At 39.0% G+C, this 19,510-nt stretch carries 14 protein-coding genes and 3 tRNA genes; 7 read left to right on the forward strand and 10 right to left on the reverse strand.

Features of this window, described 5'->3' with window-relative positions:
- Positions 1-288: 288 nt before the first annotated feature.
- The 4 genes from H4J56_RS18050 to H4J56_RS18065 all read right to left on the reverse strand — a co-directional run bounded on the left by H4J56_RS18050 (position 289) and on the right by H4J56_RS18065 (position 2,382).
- The gene (locus H4J56_RS18050; protein ID WP_182222778.1) at positions 289-1,698 is read right to left on the reverse strand and encodes a S8 family serine peptidase; all 1,410 of its coding nucleotides are present in this window, start codon (positions 1,696-1,698) and stop codon (positions 289-291) included.
- Positions 1,699-2,086: 388 nt separating this feature from the next.
- Positions 2,087-2,162: transfer RNA gene (locus H4J56_RS18055), tRNA-Val, on the reverse strand.
- Positions 2,163-2,201: 39 nt separating this feature from the next.
- Positions 2,202-2,277 (reverse strand) — tRNA-Val (locus H4J56_RS18060).
- Between the two features lie 29 nt (positions 2,278-2,306).
- A tRNA-Val gene (locus H4J56_RS18065) sits at positions 2,307-2,382 on the reverse strand.
- 343 nt (positions 2,383-2,725) lie between these two features.
- Here H4J56_RS18065 and gltX point away from each other — a divergent pair.
- The 5 genes from gltX to H4J56_RS18090 all read left to right on the forward strand — a co-directional run bounded on the left by gltX (position 2,726) and on the right by H4J56_RS18090 (position 8,024).
- A complete protein-coding gene (gene gltX / locus H4J56_RS18070) occupies positions 2,726-4,138 on the forward strand; it encodes a glutamate--tRNA ligase (RefSeq protein WP_182259709.1) in 1,413 nt (470 codons plus the stop codon).
- Positions 4,139-4,226: 88 nt separating this feature from the next.
- Entirely contained in the window at positions 4,227-4,748 is a 522-nt protein-coding gene (locus H4J56_RS18075) for a hypothetical protein (protein WP_182251719.1), read from the forward strand.
- Between the two features lie 141 nt (positions 4,749-4,889).
- Complete coding sequence (locus tag H4J56_RS18080) at positions 4,890-6,233, forward strand: DEAD/DEAH box helicase (RefSeq protein WP_182216189.1); 1,344 nt, start codon at positions 4,890-4,892, stop codon at positions 6,231-6,233.
- A gap of 27 nt (positions 6,234-6,260) precedes the next feature.
- Positions 6,261-7,016, forward strand: coding sequence for a transporter substrate-binding domain-containing protein (locus tag H4J56_RS18085; RefSeq protein WP_182259710.1), 756 nt, complete (start codon positions 6,261-6,263; stop codon positions 7,014-7,016).
- Between the two features lie 12 nt (positions 7,017-7,028).
- Positions 7,029-8,024 (forward strand): fatty acid desaturase, encoded by a 996-nt coding sequence (locus H4J56_RS18090; protein ID WP_182259711.1) that lies wholly within the window; start codon positions 7,029-7,031, stop codon positions 8,022-8,024.
- A 131-nt stretch (positions 8,025-8,155) separates the two neighbouring features.
- Here H4J56_RS18090 and H4J56_RS18095 read toward each other — a convergent pair whose 3' ends face one another.
- Positions 8,156-9,007, reverse strand: a complete 852-nt coding sequence (locus tag H4J56_RS18095; protein ID WP_182216184.1) for a 23S rRNA (adenine(2030)-N(6))-methyltransferase RlmJ — start codon at positions 9,005-9,007, stop codon at positions 8,156-8,158.
- 94 nt (positions 9,008-9,101) lie between these two features.
- Complete coding sequence (locus H4J56_RS18100) at positions 9,102-10,694, reverse strand: ABC-F family ATPase (protein ID WP_070373941.1); 1,593 nt, start codon at positions 10,692-10,694, stop codon at positions 9,102-9,104.
- Positions 10,695-10,960: 266 nt separating this feature from the next.
- Between H4J56_RS18100 and H4J56_RS18105 the strand changes: the two genes are divergently transcribed.
- The gene (locus tag H4J56_RS18105) at positions 10,961-11,335 is read left to right on the forward strand and encodes an MGMT family protein (RefSeq protein WP_182216182.1); all 375 of its coding nucleotides are present in this window, start codon (positions 10,961-10,963) and stop codon (positions 11,333-11,335) included.
- Positions 11,336-11,435: 100 nt separating this feature from the next.
- Here H4J56_RS18105 and H4J56_RS18110 read toward each other — a convergent pair whose 3' ends face one another.
- Positions 11,436-13,721, reverse strand: coding sequence for a TonB-dependent receptor (locus H4J56_RS18110; protein WP_182259712.1), 2,286 nt, complete (start codon positions 13,719-13,721; stop codon positions 11,436-11,438).
- A 386-nt stretch (positions 13,722-14,107) separates the two neighbouring features.
- Between H4J56_RS18110 and H4J56_RS18115 the strand changes: the two genes are divergently transcribed.
- Complete coding sequence (locus tag H4J56_RS18115; RefSeq protein ID WP_182259713.1) at positions 14,108-15,793, forward strand: M20/M25/M40 family metallo-hydrolase; 1,686 nt, start codon at positions 14,108-14,110, stop codon at positions 15,791-15,793.
- 112 nt (positions 15,794-15,905) lie between these two features.
- Here the strand turns inward: H4J56_RS18115 and kynA are convergent, their stop codons facing one another.
- From kynA to kynU, 3 genes are read right to left on the reverse strand one after another with little or no spacing between them, the layout of a single operon-like run.
- On the reverse strand, positions 15,906-16,769 hold the full coding sequence (gene kynA, locus H4J56_RS18120) for a tryptophan 2,3-dioxygenase (RefSeq protein ID WP_182222771.1): 864 nt from the start codon (positions 16,767-16,769) through the stop codon (positions 15,906-15,908).
- Positions 16,762-18,198 carry an NAD(P)/FAD-dependent oxidoreductase gene (locus H4J56_RS18125; RefSeq protein ID WP_182222770.1) on the reverse strand — a complete coding sequence of 479 codons (1,437 nt, stop codon included), beginning with the start codon at positions 18,196-18,198 and terminating at the stop codon, positions 16,762-16,764. Before H4J56_RS18125 ends, kynA begins: the two co-directional genes overlap by 8 nt.
- Complete coding sequence (gene kynU, locus H4J56_RS18130) at positions 18,195-19,508, reverse strand: kynureninase (protein WP_182222769.1); 1,314 nt, start codon at positions 19,506-19,508, stop codon at positions 18,195-18,197. The genes H4J56_RS18125 and kynU overlap by 4 nt, the downstream gene beginning before the upstream one ends.
- Positions 19,509-19,510: the final 2 nt, after the last annotated feature.

Raw genomic sequence — 19,510 nt, forward strand, 5'->3', positions numbered from 1 at the left:
CAATTAGCAATTAGCAATTAGCAATTAGCAATTAGCAGTTGGTAGTTGGTAGTTAATAGGTATTAGCTATCGCATTGGAATACTGGTTGCTGGAGTGGGCTGATATCATTTTCCCCAAGACACGTTTATGCCAGGTTGTTGTTAATATTTTCCCTTTTGTCACTGCTGCGAGAAAAAATTAAATAAGATGTCAGGCTAAAGTTAAAGACGCTAAACTACTTTCGTTGTTTAATAGTGCGGTGACATCAGTCTTTGCACAGTATAGACCGACAGTATTGTCGTGAGTGATTATTTATACGCTTTAACATGTGTTTTTGCTGCAGCAACAGCGGCTCTTATATCAATATAGCCGGCACCAACTTCCCACGCTTGGTATCCAAGCATCTGAGTTGCAGACTTTGCTATTAATTGTTTGATTTCCTCGATACTTAATAATGGATTAGCTTCCATCATGAGAGCGGCAACACCCGCCGTATATGATGTTGCTATTGAAGTACCAGATAATCGGCTATAAAAAGGGGTATAGGCGGAGTCAAAAAGAAAATCATCATCTGCGCTGTAAGCAAGGCCATTATTCGATGATCGGGTTGAGACCATGTAGTGACCGGGGGCGACAACCGTGACTTGGTTATTATAAGTCCATTCTTGCTTATCTGGCATGGTAAAGCTGCCAGTTTTATAAGATAAATCACGAGAAGAAAAATCAACTAAGTGACCATGACTATTACCGGCACCGACTGATATTACCCAAGGGAGTTGAGCATAAGGGTTATGACTACTTTTACCAGCCCCTGAATTTCCGGCAGAAAATATTGACAATATCCCCAAGGTATAAGCTTTATATGAGGCTAAACCAATTGGGCTGTTCGCATCAAAGTTTCCGGTTGAGCCCCAAGCATTACTGATAATACGCAATGGACTTTGATAATCGTAGCGGTGATTAATCGCATAATCATAGCCACTAACCGCATCTAAAATAGTTAAATCAGCACCTGAGCCGTAACCGACTAGTTTGGCGTCGGGAGCGACACCTTTATATTTACCATCAGACATGGCCCCAGAGCCTGCAATAATGCCAGCACAATGGGTACCGTGGTCTGTGTTTACATCAGTATTATATTGACCTCGACTGATAAAGGTCTCGGTTGTGCTCATTTTAGCCAAAGCTGATGATTGTATGGCCGCCTCGACATTATCAATGACTACGTCGCCAAAAAATAGATCTTGATGCGTGGCATCAATCCCTGAGTCATTGACCATAATGGTGACACCCTTACCACTATAATCGGTATCACCATTAATATTAACAAAGTCTGTTCCTTGAATTTTATTAACACCGGAATTTTGTCGTGAATTAGCTATAAAATAGCTTAATTTTCGGTTTAACCATATTGAACGGACGTCGTCGCGCGCGGCGATCGCTTTGATTTGTGCAGCATTAGCGACCACGCCTATTACAGGCAGTGCAGAAAACTTAACGCCTTTATTAATTCCTAAAGCTACTAGCGCCTGTATTTGAGTAACCGAGAGTGGCTGCATTTGTTGAAAGGTTATTACCGCGAGGATTGTTTCTTTGCCAGTCATCGTAGGAAGGGTTTGTGCGAGTTGCTCGCCAATAGTACTTTCAGCCAATGCTTTTATAGGCATTGTTAATGCTAAAGAGGCTATAAGCCATGCACTTAAAGTTAATTTACTCATGATAACCAAACTCCGTTTGTTAAATCATTGCAATTATTTCTATCACAGCTAGTTTCCCAATAAACAGGCAGCCTGAAAATAGGGGGTTACCCTAAGTGTATTTAGGTAAATATGCTGTGAGTTTATTAGTGGATGTGGTTTAAATAAAAGGGGTTTTGCTGACTTTGAATGTTTTAACTAATTGAAATTTTAGTTTTATAGTAGTGGGTTGGCAGGCAGTAGCAACAATAAAAAGAGCAGGAATTGTGATTGATTTGAAATATGTAGTAGCAGAGAAAATGATATTAAAAGAGTCTTTAAGAAAAATGATTTAAAATTTAATATATAAATTAAAGATATTATCAGTGATTTTATTTTTAAGTAGATGATCTAAGAATGAGGAAAAAGATGGTGGACGATACTGGGCTTGAACCAGTGACCCCCGCCTTGTAAGGGCGGTGCTCTCCCAACTGAGCTAATCGTCCATATAGATTATCTAAAGAAAATTCTATAGGGTGTAATTATGGTGGGCGATACTGGGCTTGAACCAGTGACCCCCGCCTTGTAAGGGCGGTGCTCTCCCAACTGAGCTAATCGCCCATAATTACTTTATTCTTGAGACTTAAGATTGGTGGGCGATACTGGGCTTGAACCAGTGACCCCCGCCTTGTAAGGGCGGTGCTCTCCCAACTGAGCTAATCGCCCAATCTTAAATTTCCTGAATCGTTAACGGTCTAATTAATTAAACACTGTCTGCGTTTCAGTGGGGCGTATTATAGGGAGATGAGAAAAGCTGTCAACATAAAACAAAGATTTTTCTGCTTTTTTTTCAGTTTTATTGATATATTTAATTTTCTTGCTGTAAAATTAAACAGCTTGCTTGTTTTATCCTCGCTGGAGATTTTCTTTTCTTTGTTTCTTTCAGCAAATGATGTTTTCCTTAGCTATGCCTGATAAAATATCGACAATTTTTATCGTACCAATTGTAGACTTTAAGCCTTGTCTTTTAACATAGCCTTTAAGTCTTAAACTTTATAGTGAGATTTTTATGAGCTTAACAACTCGATTTGCGCCAAGTCCGACCGGTTATTTACACGTTGGTGGGGCACGTACTGCCCTTTATAGTTGGTTATATGCCAAGAAAAATGGCGGTGATTTCGTTTTACGTATCGAAGACACTGATTTAGAACGTTCAAGCCAAGCATCCGTTGATGCCATTATGGACGGTATGAATTGGTTGAATCTTGAATGGACACATGGTCCGTATTTCCAAACCCAACGTTTCGACCGTTATAAAGAAGTTATTGAGCAGTTACTTGCCTCTGGCAATGCTTATCGCTGTTATAGCACCAGTGAAGAAGTTGAAGCAATGCGTGAACAGGCTCGTGAAACTGGCGCGAAAGAAAAATATAACGGTTTGTGGCGCGACCGCACCGACTATCCTGCTGATAAGCCTTATGTGATTCGTTTTAAAAACCCACTTGATGGCGAAGTTGTTATCAAAGATATGGTTAAAGGCGATATAACGATAGCTAATGAAGAATTAGATGATTTAATTCTTGCGCGTAGCGATGGCACACCCACTTATAACTTAACGGTTGTTGTTGATGATTGGGATATGAAAATTACCCATGTTGTACGTGGTGATGATCATATTAGTAATACGCCAAAACAAATTAATATTTTACTCGCTTTAGGGGCAACACTCCCAGAGTATGCCCACATCCCAATGATTTTAGGTGATGACGGTAAGCGATTATCAAAACGTCATGGTGCTGTCGGTGTTATGCAATACCGCGATGACGGTTATTTACCTGAAGCCTTATTAAACTACTTAGTGCGTTTAGGTTGGTCTCATGGCGATAAAGAAATATTTTCTCGTGAAGAAATGATTGAACTGTTTGATTTAAAAGACTGTAACCGTGCTGCTTCAGGTTTTAATACTGATAAATTAATTTGGGTCAACCAACATTATATGAAAACTATGGAGCCAAGTTATGTTGCAACACATTTAGCCTGGCACATGAATGAGCAAGGTATCAATATTGAAAGTGGTCCAGCACTTGAAGAAATCGTTAAAATTCAAGCCGACCGTGTAAAAACTTTAAAAGAGATGGCGCAAATTTCTCGCTACTTTTACGAAGACTTTAGCGAACTAGAAGCATCAGCGGTTAAGAAACACTTACGCCCTGTTGTTAAAGAGCCTCTTATATTGGTTAAAGCTAAACTTGCAGCATTGAGCGAATGGTCACCTGAACTTATTCATGCGGCAATTAATGATACGGCAACAGAGCTTGAAGTCGGTATGGGCAAAGTGGGTATGCCATTGCGTGTTGCGGCGACTGGTGGTGGTAATTCACCTTCTTTAGATGTTACTTTGGCTTTATTGGATAAAGATAAAGTACTTGCTCGTATTGATCACGCTATTGAAGTGGTTGAAGCAAGAATAGCGAACAGCTAATTAAATAAAGTTTTATGTTAACAAGATATAAGGTCGTTGATGGTTAGCTGTCAACGGCCTTATTGTATTGAAAAAGACGAGATTAAAGATGAACCAAAGCGAACTATTAAATAGATTAAAAGCCTTTGAACATAAAGAGGTTTTTTTTGGTCCACAGGGTTTTAGCGTTATTACTAAAATGGCGACATTAAATAAAGCCCAGATTGGCTATGCGGTTGATAAAAAAGGCGCTAGTTTAGTTAATAACGATATCGGCAATTGGCAAAGTTCATGGCTTGTTATCGCCACAGATACCGAATTAGGTGACCCGTATTTTATTGACTTGGCCGATGAACATTTAGCGGTTTATACCGCGATTGCTGAAGAAGAAAATCAATGGCAAGCAACCCTAGTGAGTGCATCTTTGGTTGGTTTTGAACAGTGCTTAACGGCGATATATCAACAGTGTCAGCAAAAATCTGCCATGTACCTTCCCGATGAAAGCTGTATTTTTGATCTTCAGATATTAGAAACCTTTGGTAAACAACTGGTTGAATTTTCGCAAACCAACGATTTTTGGCAACACTTTTTTGTTGGTTATGTTGATTGGCTTCGCGACGAACATGTTTAATAGCGCCATGAGATGAATAAGCCAGTGGTACTTTTTTAAGTTTTTCATTTTTTTAACACCCTGATAAAATACTATACGTCATTCTTGTCGTTAGCAGGGTATAATAACAACGTTTTTATTGGTTCTTTTTTGGAGTGTAGTTTGCAGTTTACAGATTTTGGTTTAGACAGTCGTTTAATGTCAACGGTTGAGCATTTAGGTTTTTTAGAGCCGACAGAAATTCAGCAGCAAGCTATTCCTGCTGCTATGGCCGGGCATGATTTAATTGCCTCATCAAAAACTGGCTCAGGTAAAACCTTAGCGTTTATTATTCCTGCGATGCAACGCTTAATTCGAAATAGGGCTTTGTCTAAACGTGATCCTCGTGTTCTTATTCTTATGCCAACACGAGAATTAGCCAAACAAGTTTTTACTCAACTACGTTTATTTACCACCGGTTCACAGTTTAAAGCTGTGCTTATTTTGGGTGGTGAAAACTTTAATGATCAAGTAAAAACACTGCACAAAGACCCTCACTTTATTGTTGCGACACCGGGTCGATTGTCTGACCATTTATCGCAAGGGCATTTCTACTTAAAGGGCTTAGAGCTCCTTATTCTTGATGAAGCCGATCGGATGTTAGACTTAGGCTTTTCAAAACAATTAAAACAAATTAATAGCGCTGCTGATCATCGTAAGCGTCAAACACTGATGTTTTCTGCAACACTCGATCACGCACAAGTCAATGAGTTCGCACTAGCGTTATTAAAAAAACCAAAACGAATTGCCATAGGCTCTGCACATACCGAGCATAAAGATATTACTAAACGCTTTTACCTATGCGATAACTTAGACCATAAACAAGACTTGCTTGAACACTTTTTGAAAACTGAAAGCTATCAACAAGTGATTATTTTCACTGCAACACGAAGTGATACCGACAGATTATCAAAGCTGCTCAGTGAGCAGAGCTTAAGTACGGTCGCCTTAAGTGGTGAGCTTAATCAAGGTCAGCGTAATCAAATAATGGATGGCTTTAGTAAGGGACAACAAAAGATATTGATCACGACTGATTTAGCGTCTCGAGGTTTAGATTTAGTTAACGTATCGCACGTCTTTAACTTTGATATGCCAAAGCACACTGAAGAATTTGTGCATCGTATTGGCCGGACAGGTCGAGCGGGTAGCACCGGTGACGCGATTTCCTTTGTTGGTCCTAAAGACTGGATTAGTTTTAAAAATGTTGAAGGTTTTTTACAGCAAACCTTTAACTTTGATGTTGTTGATAGCTTAAAAGCTACATTCAAGGGCATAAAACCTAAAAAGCCAAAAGTGGCTGCCAAGTCAAAATCTTCAACGAAAATTAACGAAAAACCGCAAAGATCTCAGCCTAAAAAAGTCATTAAAAGAGTCTTTGTTGCTCAAGATGTTGGTGAGTTACCTGTGTTGCGTAAAAAGACGGTAACGCCCGTTAGTGAAATAGACAGCGATTCTGAAATCGATTAACCGTCTCGAGTATAAGGTATTAATAAAATGAAATTTTTCTTTTTTATTTGTAGTTTTTTACTTTGTTTAAACGCACAAGCTCAGCATGGCAAACAGCAACAAGTTATCACGTTAACTATTGCAGCCCCTGAAATTCGCCCTTTTATTTATAGCAATGAAAAGGGTGAAAACAAGGGCTTGTTAATTGAGACGATGAATAAACTCAATGCCAGCGGAAAATTTAAAATATCAGTTACCATCATGCCTTGGGCAAGAGCATTAAAAGCGGTTGAACAGGGAAAGTTTGATGCATTAATGCCGACGGTTTATACGCCAGAGCGCAGCTTGTTTTTGAGTTTTCCTAAATACCCTTTGATTAATTTTTATGGCTCTGAAATATTCAAAAGAGCAGATGATAATTTTGTTTATCAAGGTATTCCATTGATTGATAAAAGTAAAATACTTGTCAGAGTTCGTTCAACTAATGTTGATAGCCATTCAGAAAAAGCCTTTAAAGATGCCTCTATAACGTTTGTTGAAGCGACTCGCCTAGAAGATGCCTTTAATATGCTTATTTACGGTCGCGTCGATTTATTGGTGGCCGATAGTGCCATAGCAAATACAACCATCGATAATATGGCGGTTAATGGACAAGTCGAAGGGTTCTCGTTGTCTGATCAAGTTGACTCTTCTTTTCTTGCCTTTTCAAAAAAATATTCAATGTCTCACGATATCAATGAAGTGATGAAAGAAATTAATATGATTAATGATGCCGATAGTTATCACCTTTCGAGTAAAAATTAGTGAATGCTTAGGATGAGTTCAACAACAGACGCTGAAAAAATTAAAAATATTGTTCAAGGTGTTAAAGCCGAAGAACAGCGCTTACGCAAAAAATATGTGTTTTTAGCTAAGCAAGACAGTATTGGTTTACTCATTCTTTTACTGTCACTTACAGGCATGATCACCAGTGGCTTATTATATTACTATGCCTTTATCCCTGCCTGGGTTTGTATCATGTTAGCGGCAATTTTTGCCTCTATCTCTCATGAGTTAGAGCATGACTTAATTCATAAACTTTACTTTCGTCAGCAACCTATTATACATAATCTTATGATGGCCACTGTTTGGTTAATGCGCCCAAGTACTATCAACCCTTGGTATCGTCGCAAAATTCATTTACTGCACCATAAAACCTCAGGCACAAAACAAGATTTAGAAGAACGATTGGTCGGCAATGGTATTGCTAATATACTTGTTCGCTATATCGTGATGTTTGATGGTTTATTCGGGCTAATTTTACAAAGAAAGCACTTGAATAGAGAAGTGAAAGCCTTTAATTTTTTGAGTATTTTTAATGGCGGGTTCCCACTGACGATACTTTATTATATCTTCGGTTACGGCTTTATATTGTTTCACAGTGTCGATTTTTTTATTGCCAGCGATTTTATCTATCCGCCATGGTTACAAACCTTTTCAGCGTTGAGCAATCTGTTGATGGTGATTATTATTGCGCCTAATTTTTTACGCTCAGGCTGTTTAAATTTAGTGACTTCTTATTTGCACTACTATGGTGGCGTAAATAATGTACTGCAGCAAACGCAAGTCTTTAAAGGTTTGGTTATTTGGCCACTTAACCTCTTTACCTTTAACTTTGCTGGTACACATGCCATTCATCACTTTGTTGTGCAACAACCGTTTTATTTGCGTCAAATGTTAGCAAGTACCGCACATAAGGTGATGAAAGAAAATGGTGTTAGATTTAATGATGTTAGTACATTTTCAAATGCAAATAGATATCGCACTTTGTAAGGTAGGGCAGTAGCGACAAAACTTTAGTTATCTTATTGCTTGTTAATTATCAACTGATCATAAAAGGCTGATAAGCTTGCTAAGTGGCGCTGCTTAATTTAGCTGCGCCATGTATTTTAGCTTAAGGCTAATTATTCAGCAATAAGCTGCGCTAATGTAAAGCTAGTCTCAGCCTGTCCTAAGGTTGCCTTCATAAAAGGAAGTATCTCTTCGAGCTGCTTTTTTAACTGCCAAGGAGGATTAACAATAAATAAGCCGGTACCTGTCATACCATATTCATCACTGTCGGCTTGTAAACAAAATTCAACTTGTAATAAATTTTTCACTTCACTACGGGTAAAGTCTTTTTCCATAGCATGAATACGCTCACGGGTAACCACAGGATACCAAAGAATATAAGTCCCGGAATTGAATTTTTTATAGGCTTTTACGATAGTCTTAACCGCTTTAGCGTAATCTTCTTTTAACTCATAGGGTGGATCGATAAGCACGACACCCCGGCGACTGGGTGGCGGTACTAACCCCAATACACCTTGATAACCATCAGACTGTTTTACATGTGATTTTTTCCAGCGTGTGCAGAATTCTGTCAAATGTTGAATATCGGTAGGGTGTAACTCAAAGAGATGAGTACTGTCTTGGCGGCGCATCAGTTGCTTAGCAACACCAGGCGAGCCAGGATAAATTTCTAGCTCACTATTTTCAGTGTTTAAGCGCTGAATTAGCTCAACATAGGGTGTTAATGCTTCAGGAAAATTCTCATCAGTTAGGGCGGCAATAATTTTGGCGATACCACCTTTGTATTCAGCTGTTTTTTGAGCGTATTCATCTTTTAGTGAATACATGCCAGCACCCGAGTGGCTATCGATATAGGTAAAGCCTTTATCTTTACGCACCATATATTCTAGTACGAGCGTTAAAACCGAATGTTTTAAAACATCAGCGAAGTTTCCTGCGTGAAAAGCATGACGATAACTGAGCAAAAGGATTTCCTTAAAATATAAAATAGGGCAGTGAAAATAATAGATAAAACACCTAAATAAGGGGTGTTTTATCTATTGATAGAACGGGTGGGATTTATGCTTGGCTTGCTAAGTACTCATCATAAGTACCGGCAAAGTCGATGTAACCATCTTTGGTTAATTCAATAATACGCGTAGCTAAACTCGAAACAAACTCACGGTCATGGCTAACAAACACTAAGGTACCTTCGTAGTTCTCTAATGCCATATTAAGTGACTCAATAGACTCCATATCCATATGGTTGGTCGGTTCGTCCATCACAAGAATATTAGGCAGTTGCATCATCAGTTTACCAAAAAGCATTCTGCCTTTTTCGCCCCCTGATAATATTTTAACTGATTTTAGAATATCGTCAGCTGAAAATAATAAACGCCCCAAATAACCACGAACGGCTTGTTCGTCGTCGGTAGGCTGACGCCATTGACTCATCCAGTCAAACAAGGTCATGTCATGCTCAAATTCAAACTCATGGTCTTGTGCGTAATAACCAATATTTGAATTTTCAGACCAAGTAAAATCACCAGAAGTTGCTTCGTAGCCGACTTCATTTAATAAAGTGCGTAAAAAGGTGGTTTTACCTATGCCGTTTTCGCCGATCACCGCAATACGTTCACCGACTTCAGCCAAAAGAGAAATATCTTTTAGTACATGAGCATCATTAAATTTCTTGTTTAATTTTTCTATGACTAAGGCATTACGAAATAATTTTTTCTCTTGCTCAAAGCGAATAAAGGGGTTGGTACGGCTTGAAGGTTTAACTTCTTCTAGTTGGATCTTGTCGATACGTTTTGCACGAGAAGTCGCTTGTTTAGCTTTTGAAGCATTTGCAGAAAAACGGGCAACGAAAGCTTGTAGCTCACCTATTTGCGCTTTTTTCTTAGCATTGTCAGCAAGTAAGTTAGCTCGTGCTTGTGTTGCTGCCAGCATGTATTCGTCATAGTTACCTGAGAAAACTCTAAGTTCTCCGTAATCTAAATCAGCCATGTGGGTACAAACACTGTTTAAAAAATGTCTATCATGCGAAATGATGATCATGGTTGAATCACGGGCATTCAAGGTTTCTTCAAGCCATTGAATAGTATGAATATCCAGGTTGTTGGTTGGCTCATCAAGTAATAAAATATCAGGATCTGAGAATAGCGCTTGTGCTAACAATATACGCAGTTTAAAACCTGGGGCTATTTCGCTCATTAAACCATAATGTTGGTTAACAGCAATTCCTACGCCCATTAATAGTTCGCCGGCACGTGCTTCGGCACTGTAACCGTCCATCTCAGCATATTCTGATTCTAAATCGCCTACTTTCATGCCATCGGCTTCACTCATTTCTGGTAAAGCATAAATACGGTCACGTTCTTCTTTTACCGCCCATAACTCAGTATGTCCCATAATAACGGTATCAATAACACTGAAGTGCTCAAAGGCAAATTGGTCCTGGCTTAATTTACCCAAACGTTCGTTAGGGTCTAAGCTTACATTGCCTGAGGTCTGCTCTAGGTCACCACCTAAGATTTTTATGAGTGTTGATTTACCACAACCGTTGGCACCAATTAAACCGTAACGATTACCACCACCAAATTTTTGTGAAATATTTTCAAAAAGAGGTTTTGCGCCGAATTGTTGGGTAATATTATTTGCTTGTAGGATAAGCTGATTCCTTGGTTGTGCATTTAAGCTGGTAAGTCAATAGCGCGCGATTATACACAAAAAACACCGACTTCAATAGGCTAAAATTTGTCTATTTGGCTGGTGCGGATGATAAATTAACAACAAGTTGTTCAATGTTCAGTAAATTTTCTTATTTTAGTAAAAGTTGCTAAGTAGCGTGTTATCGTCTGTTGGCAAGATGAAGTGATAATACTCACTGTGTTTTACAACCGTAATTAAGCCGTTTCATTAGATGAGTCGCCACGATGTTAAAAAATAATAAGCGCCCGGTAAACGTTAATTACCCTCGTATCTGGCAAACAGTGCAGTTAATACCTTATGGCAAGGTCGCTTGCTATGGACAGGTTGCTGATCTTGCTGGCTTGCCCGGTAAAGCGAGGTTAGTCGGGAAAGCGTTAGGTAAAATCCCTGATGATGGCTGGAAAGAAAAAAGTGTTCCTTGGCACAGAGTTATTAACTCTCAAGGGAAAATATCATTTGCTGTTGAAAGTGAACTTTTCGCCAAACAAAGCGCACTGCTTCAAGAGGAGCAAGTGGTTGTTATAGGTAATCGTGTTAAGTTAACAGATTTTCAGTGGCAACCCGATTTGGCTGAATTACTCTTTAAACTCACTTATTAAATACCAAAAATTCAGGGCTATGAGTCTCGTATATAGGCATTAAAAATAAAAAAGGCGACTAATCATAGTCGCCTTTTATCATTAAAATTAGCCGTTTAGCTTAATAGAAATTAACTTTAAATTCTGCACCAAAAAAGCGCTCTTCATTAACAATAGCGGTATTGTTACTAAAGTCTACAGCGCCAATAGCGATTTGTTCATCAGTTATGTTACGAACAAATAAGGCAACTTCATACTCTTTATCATCACCGTCCCAGGTATAACCGGTACGTGCGCCACCTTCAAATAATGATTTTCCATTAAATTCTTTTGATTCATATAAAAAGAAACTAATGTCATCTCGGTAAGACCAATCCGTGTAGGCATAGAATTCACCGTCTGCAATTTCACGAGAATAGCGCAAGGTAAAGTTAAAAATCCACTCTGGCGCATGTGGTAAACTATTACCATCTACTTCAGCAAATCTATTGCCCAACTCATCAGTGTAGAAATTATCGGTAATAGTACATAATTTACAAGCAGCAACAGCTAAGTCACTGTCATTGATTTCGGTATTATTATAACTAACACTCGCCGTTAGCCAAAAATTATCGGTTAGCATAAACTCTGAGTCGATTTCAAAACCGTAACCGGTCGTTTCTTCAGCGTTAAGTAAACTCGCCGTATTGCCACCACCACCAACAGACGTTAGCTGTTGATCATCCATGGTAAAATAAAATACCGAAGCATTAATACGACCAAAGCCATCTAAAATATCAGATTTAATACCGGTTTCTAAAGATAAAATAGTTTCTGAGTCGGCAACAGAAATACCATTTCCAAAGGCGAATAACGAACGCCCTTGAATACTTGGTGCTCTAAACGTGTCGGCAATACGTGCATATAAGTTTATGTCATCGGTATATTTATGCGTAACACTGATATCCCAGCTAACATGTGAATCGCTTGGATTTACTTCACCTGATACTACATCAGGAAAACCTAACCATGCCAATGGAGACTTCGTTCTTTGGTTGCTATAGTCTTTGTCATCATCAGAATAACGTAAGCCAAAGGTTACTGAGGTTTTGTCGTTATAGTCATAATCAAACGAACCAAAAACAGCCCATGCAGTCGTTTCTTGCTCTTGAATAACGTAACCCGTTTGTGCGCCACTGCTAAATAAAGGATCGAAGGCAAAGCTTTCAATGGTTAAATCTTCATTAAAATAAAATGCGCCCACTTGGTAATTAAATTGGCCATCAAAGTTGCTTGATAAGCGAATTTCTTGTGTTAGTTGCTCGTGATCTGGAATAGCATCGGCTGTTTCTGAATCAAGTGCGATAATACCAGGTCCTGAAGGCTCAGCATAAACTGCGCCATAACCACCATCAACATCGGCACGAGAATAAAGCTCAGCGCTTTCATAGCCTGAAATTGAGGTTAGGGTAAATTCACCTAATTCAAATTCCAACTTTAAACTGCCGCCTTCGGTTTCAACTTGTTGTGTCGCTCTTGATGCCGAGTCATGGTAAACAGTATCTCTTTCAAAGTTACTGACTAATTCGTTACTTGCAGGTTTAAACGCATTTGCATAGAAAGCAACCGGCTTGCCATCCAAGTCGCGCATGTGGTAATTAAATAATGCTGTGAAAGCGTCATCTTCATAAAGAAATTGAATACGAGCCGCTTTGTCGGTGTAGCCACCTAAAACTTCTTTTTGTTCAAAACCGGGTGCTTGGTTATCTATGTAGTCATCTCGGGTTTGATTAAGTAATGAAACACGAGCAGATAATTTATCAGTTAACCCTCCACCAACAGCCGCACGCATATCGGTAGTGTTATTACTGCCGTATGAAAGTGAGCCAAAACCATCAAAATCTTGTGATGGTTTTACTGATTCAAATTTAATTAAACCGGCAGGGGTGTTACGACCAAATAGTGTCCCTTGTGGACCACGTAATACTTCTACGCGGCCAACATCAAATATTGGAAAACCTTTCAAAATTGGGTTTTCTTGCACAACTTCATCAACAACTAAAGAAACTGGCTGTGATGCATTTAAATCAAAATCAGAATTACCTAAACCACGCATATAAAAACGTGGAAAAGTACGACCAAAAGAAGATTCAACAGAAAGACTCGGCACGCGGGCATTTAAAAAACGAATGTCCATAGCAGCAGAACTTAACACATTCAGTTTTTCACCTTGGAGCGCACTAATAGCTACAGGAACTTCTTGAACATTTTCTACTCTTTTACGCGCGGTTACTTCAATAATTTCTAAACCAACTACTTTTTCTTCGGCGTTTTCTTCAGCTAAAGTAGCTGCAGAAAAACCGACCGTTGATGTTAAAACAGCGAGTTTAACCGCTGTAGCCAAAGTGGAATTTTTGAACAAATTCATTAATATTCTCCAAGAGTGCGATGTTTTTTAGGTAAACTAAATTTTATTGTTATTTTGATACCAGTTAGGGTAGCCGAAATTTACACATTTCTAAATAGAAAGTATCTATTTTTATACGTTTTAACATAGTTTACTTTATAGGAAGTTGTTATGTTATTTTTTGCAAAATTAAGCTAAGTAGATGTTTTGTTAATGTTTTAAATTAAAATGGTTAATGTAAAGTGAATATAAAGACTGCGCTGCTACTTAACCTTATTATTACCTGCTGCTTCTCAGTTAATACCAACGGTCTCTTATTCGATGGAGTTCGTCTTATCTGTCTTTTTAATTATTATTTTTTGTACTAAATTAATCATGACAAAAAATATAATAATTAGGAAACAATAATGAAAAAATTCGTATTATCTTTATTATGCCTTTCTTTATCGACTGCTTATGCAAGTGATGACTTAGATATGGCGAATAAAATAAGGGCAGAAGGTTTTTATAATTCTGAAGTCATGCACACATTAGAGCAATTAACCGATGAAATAGGCCCTCGTTTATCTGGCTCTCCTCAGATGAAGAAAGCTAATAATTGGACTTTAGAGAAGTTAAAGGGGTGGGGATTAAAAAATGCTTATTTAGACCCTTTTGAGTTTGGGCGAGGCTGGTCACATGACTCTGCTTCCATTGACCTATTGAGTCCGCGTGAAGTTTCTTTACACGGTATTCCTGTTGCTTGGACACCGGGCACTGAAGGAGAAGTAACAGGAGATGTTGTTATCTTTGATGCGGCTTCAATAACTGACTTAGCACAATATAAAGGTAAGCTAAAAGGTAAGATCATTATGATGGGCGCGGGTAAAAATATTGAAGCGCCTGAGAACAGTGTCTTCCAACGCTATGACTCTGGAGAGCTTTCTACATTGACAGAATTTGACGTAATGCGAGCGCCAAGTCACTCTCCATGGGTAACTGCTGACCGAAGAGATGGCGCAATGCAGCGTTATAATTTTCAAGCCACGCTCAGTAATTTTTTAAAAGAAGAGCAAGTTGCCGGTGTTATATATCGTAGCTGGCGTCAAGGTGGCTTAATTAACGTTTTTGGTAGTGACCATCGTGTCGGTAAAACCTTTCCAGTACCAGCACTTATTATAGAAGCCGAACATTACAACCTATTATCTCGAATGATAGATAATGGTAAGACACCTAAATTATCGCTCAATATCGATGCGCGTTTTCATGATAACGACCGAAATGCTTACAATACCATTGCAGAAATTCCAGGGAGTGATAAAAACCCTGAAATAGTTATGGTCGGTGGCCACTTAGACTCGTGGCATGCCAGTGATGGTGCTGTTGATAACGGTGCGGGTGTGGCGGTTTCAATGGAAGCTGTTCGTATTTTGCAAGCATTAAACTTTAAACCTAAACGTACCATACGTATTGGTTTATGGTCGGGTGAAGAACAAGGGTTATTTGGTTCGGCAGCTTATGTTGATGAACACTTTGCGACCCGTCCTAAACCTACTGATAAGAATGAGCAAGCATTACCCAGTTATTTATGGAAAGATCAAGGTTGGCCGATTGAAACGAAAGCTGATCATGATAAGTTTTCGGTATACTTTAATATGGATAATGGTAGTGGACGTTTCAGAGGTATTTATACTGAAGGTAATGTTGCTGCTAAATCAATATTCGGCAACTGGTTCAGCCCTTATTCGGATTTAAGTACCGGTACTATTACCAATCAAAGTACGGGTGGCACTGATCACGAGTCTTTTGATGATGTAGGGTTACCCGGTTTTCAATTTATTCAAGACAAGTTAGATTATGGCTCTCGTTTGCATCATACCCATATTGATTCGATTGACCATGTCGTAGAGGCTGATCTAAAACAAGCTTCTGTTATTCTTGCTGGCTTTTTATATAAGGCGGCCATGGCTGACGAACGTATGCCTCGTAAGCCGATGCCAAAAGATATTTCTAATTTGCAGAAGCAGCAGATGAAATTGAAAGCTGACAAAGCACGTAAAAACCGTGATAAAGAAGGTAATAAAAGCTTAGAGATAAACTCAGTAAAAAATTAATCTGATTAAAAAAAAAGCACTCAACATTGTTGAGTGCTTTATTGTAAATATCCCAAATCAATCAACAACATAATTCGTAAGCTGTTGACTTGAAATGACAATATGAGAAACGTTATAAATGTGTTCTAACTTCAAACAACTCAGGAAAAAAGCTAACATCTAGTGCTTTCTTCAAAAAGCCTACCCCAGAAGAACCACCTGTTCCCGTCTTATACCCAATGATCCGTTGCACGGTATACATGTGTTTAAAGCGCCATTGTTGAAAAGAGTCTTCGATGTCGACAAGCTTTTCTGCTAGCTCATATAGCTCAAAAAATTTCTCGGGTTGCTGATAGACCATTAGCCATGCTTTTACCACACTCTGATTACTCTGATAAGCTTGGCTAACATCGCGATTAAGCACACAGTCATCAATGTTAAAACCTGCTTTTACTAATGCGGCAATCACTTCGTCGTATAAGCTGGGGCTATTGAGTAATAATGCTAACTCTTGATAGGCTTGATTATCACTTTTATGGACGTTAAGCATATCACTGTTTTTATTGCCTAAGAGAAATTCAAGTTTTCGATATCCGAGTGACTGAAACCCAGAGGATCGTCCTAAGTCATCACGAAACTTTAAGTAATCAACGGGGGTAAGCGTCGATAAAATATTCCATGACTGAGTCAACTGAATGAATATTTGTTTTACCCGCGCGATAACTTTAAAGGCGGGACCAAAATCATCTGCGCGTAAACACTCCATGGCTTTTGTTAATTCATGGCCAGCAAGTTTAAGCCAGAGTTCGCTGCTCTGATGAATAACAATAAACAACATCTCATCATGCTCTTTCGATAACGGTTGCTGAGCCGATAATACTTTATCAAGCTGCAAGTAATTACCATAGGACATATCATCGTTAAAGTCGGTATGAATATCTTCTTCTACTTCACGTTTGTTTGCATCACCATTAAAAGGACAGCCAGAATTAGACATCAAGATTATCCTTGTTTTTAGTGTTTTCTTGAACGAGTTGTAGCAGTTTTTCGTAAACAAAATCGTCTTGCCAACAGCTTTCTATATCAGGTATTTGCATTATTTTCGCCATAATTAATTTTTGCTGATCGCCGATTGCTAATGCTTGCGAATAAGGCAAGTGTGGGCAAAAGGTCACCATAGAATAAAGTGGCACCCAAAGTTCAGGTTGAAGTTGATGAAATTTAGCTTCAATTTTTTTCTGCAAAAGAAAATTACTGTCACCAGAGAGCTCACTCATTTCAACAAAATTACGCTGAGCTAATTCAGTAATAGCATCAGCATTTATTTTTCGCTGTTTTTGATAAGCAGGAAAAATATCGCACCATTGACCTTTATATTGATCAATAATTTCACCAAGCTCTCGGCAATCTTCAAAGCCACAGTTCATGCCTTGACCGTAATAAGGCACCATTGCATGAGCAGCATCTCCAATTAATGCGACTTTGTTATTGATCACCCAAGGGTCCACTTTAACTAAAAAGAGTGGGCTAGCTTTCTTGGACATAAAGTCATCGATGGGGTCTGCTAGTATGGGCATTGCATCGGCAAAATTTTCGTTGAAAAACTTAACTACTTGACTTCTTTTTGTTAAGTTGAAAAATGAATGTGCTCCGTCATGTTTACTTTCATAATTCATAAACAATGTACAAGTGAACGAACCATCAGGGTTGGGCAGAGCGATCAGCATAAAATCTTTTCTTGGCCAAATATGCAGGGCTTCTTTTTCCATCTTAAAACGCGCATCGCCTGTTTCGTTTTCGTTTGCAGGGATCGTTAATTCGATATAAGACTGAGGCATGAAAGATTGGCTATAGCTAAAGCGTGGCGTTTCTTGGGCAAGACGGCGTACTTTTGAAAAAGCACCGTCGGCGCCAAAAATATAATCAGCGTCAATTTCAATATGACCTTTACTTTGTGCCACATCAAAGCTGAAAGATGAACAACCCGTAGTAAAGTCAACATGGGTAAGTCTTTTTTCAAAGTGCAACGCTACGTTTGCTTCTTTTTCTGCCAAATTAAGTAATTGTTCATTAATGCCCGCGCGCGATACCGACCAAATAGCTTGGTCGTCTTTTCCATAAGCTTGCTCTGTTATCGTTCCATCAACCCCATGCATGACACGTTTTTTCATAGGGAGCGCTTCTTTACGCACTTGTTCAGCAATACCAACCGCTTCAAGCGCTAACCAACCACGGTCTGAGAGGGCAATGTTAATCGATTTTCCTTGGTATATATCATGCTGGCGAGAATCTGGGCGAGATTCAAATAAATTAATATTATAGCCTTTTCGAGCGAGTATTATTGCAAGCAGTGCGCCAATAGGGCCAGCTCCAGCTACCGTGATGTTAGTTTCATTGGCAGGTTTAGATATAACATTTACGCTCATTGTAAACACTCCTTTAAAAGTCGGACAAAGTGATAAATATCTTGGAACTGATTGTAAAGAGGGACGGGAGCCACTCGAATAACATTGGGTTCACGCCAATCTGTGGTTACGCCATTTTCTTCTAACGCGTTAAACATAGCTTTACCGTCAAGGCCTTTAACATTAATCATTAACGATAACTGACAACCGCGTTCAGCTTGATTACTGGGGGTGATAATACGAATTTTATCGCCGAGTTCACTGGCGATTAACTCGGTCATATATTGGGTAAGCTTGACTGATTTTTTACGAAGCTCACTGATCCCGCCTGCCATTTTTATGGTATCAAGTGACCCTCGAATAGCCGCTAATGATAATACGGGAGGGTTCGATAATTGCCAGCCTTCAGCTGTAGCAATAGGCTTAAAATTGTTTTCCATTTTAAATCGAGTTGACTTGTCGTGTCCCCACCAACCCGCAAAGCGGTTCACTTGCGTTTCACTGTTTGAATTAGTGCTATGGGTTTCATGAACAAAACAACCAGCAACAGAGCCTGCACCACTGTTTAAATATTTGTAACTGCACCAACATGCAAAGTCGACTTGCCAGTTATGCAGTTCCATTTCGATGTTGCCAACGGCGTGGGCTAAATCAAAACCCACCATGATACCTTTCGCGTGCGCTTTTTCGGTGATGGTTTTCATATCCAGCACTTGGCCAGTGTAGTACTGCACACCAGGCAATAATATCAGGGCTATTTCATCGCCTTGTTGTTCAATAATTTGATATAAATCATCAGTGTTTAATAATTCTTCGCCTGCTCTTGGCGTCCACAGCAGCATATTCTTATCAACATCTTGTTTGTGATGTTTTAGTTGAGATTCTACGGCGTAATGATCAGAAGGGAACGCATGATCTTCAATCAGTATTTTAGTACGTTTACCTTGGGGTTGATAAAAACTCACCATCATTAAATGTAAGTTTGTGGTTAATGAATTCATCATCACCACTTCTTCATTTTTACCCCCCACTAATAATGCTGATTGCTCGGTTAAAAGTTCGTGATAGGGCATCCAAGGGAAGTCACCTTCAAAATGACCTTTTACGCCTCGTTGTCCCCAAGAGTCAAGTAACTCAATAACATATTCTCGAGCAAGTTTGGGTTGTAAACCAAGGGAATTTCCTGTGAAGTAATATTCATCGTCACCATTGGCTTGTTTAGGAATGGCAAACTGGTCGCGTATTTTCGCTAACGGATCATTAAGATCTAGTGTTTGGGCGTATGCTAATGTCGTTTTATTATTTTTTATTGTTTTATTGGGAATAGGCATAA

The organism is Colwellia sp. BRX8-4 (assembly GCF_014077345.1).
Taxonomy (GTDB): domain Bacteria; phylum Pseudomonadota; class Gammaproteobacteria; order Enterobacterales; family Alteromonadaceae; genus Colwellia_A.

Coding starts and splice junctions, on each gene's coding strand:
- H4J56_RS18050 (WP_182222778.1), bottom strand. CDS start 1,698: ATGAGTAAATTAACTTTAAGTGCATGGCTTATAGCCTCTTTAGCATTA.
- gltX (WP_182259709.1), top strand. CDS start 2,726: ATGAGCTTAACAACTCGATTTGCGCCAAGTCCGACCGGTTATTTACAC.
- H4J56_RS18075 (WP_182251719.1), top strand. CDS start 4,227: ATGAACCAAAGCGAACTATTAAATAGATTAAAAGCCTTTGAACATAAA.
- H4J56_RS18085 (WP_182259710.1), top strand. CDS start 6,261: ATGAAATTTTTCTTTTTTATTTGTAGTTTTTTACTTTGTTTAAACGCA.
- H4J56_RS18090 (WP_182259711.1), top strand. CDS start 7,029: ATGAGTTCAACAACAGACGCTGAAAAAATTAAAAATATTGTTCAAGGT.
- H4J56_RS18105 (WP_182216182.1), top strand. CDS start 10,961: ATGTTAAAAAATAATAAGCGCCCGGTAAACGTTAATTACCCTCGTATC.
- H4J56_RS18110 (WP_182259712.1), bottom strand. CDS start 13,721: ATGAATTTGTTCAAAAATTCCACTTTGGCTACAGCGGTTAAACTCGCT.
- H4J56_RS18115 (WP_182259713.1), top strand. CDS start 14,108: ATGAAAAAATTCGTATTATCTTTATTATGCCTTTCTTTATCGACTGCT.
- kynA (WP_182222771.1), bottom strand. CDS start 16,769: ATGTCTAATTCTGGCTGTCCTTTTAATGGTGATGCAAACAAACGTGAA.
- H4J56_RS18125 (WP_182222770.1), bottom strand. CDS start 18,198: ATGAGCGTAAATGTTATATCTAAACCTGCCAATGAAACTAACATCACG.
- kynU (WP_182222769.1), bottom strand. CDS start 19,508: ATGCCTATTCCCAATAAAACAATAAAAAATAATAAAACGACATTAGCA.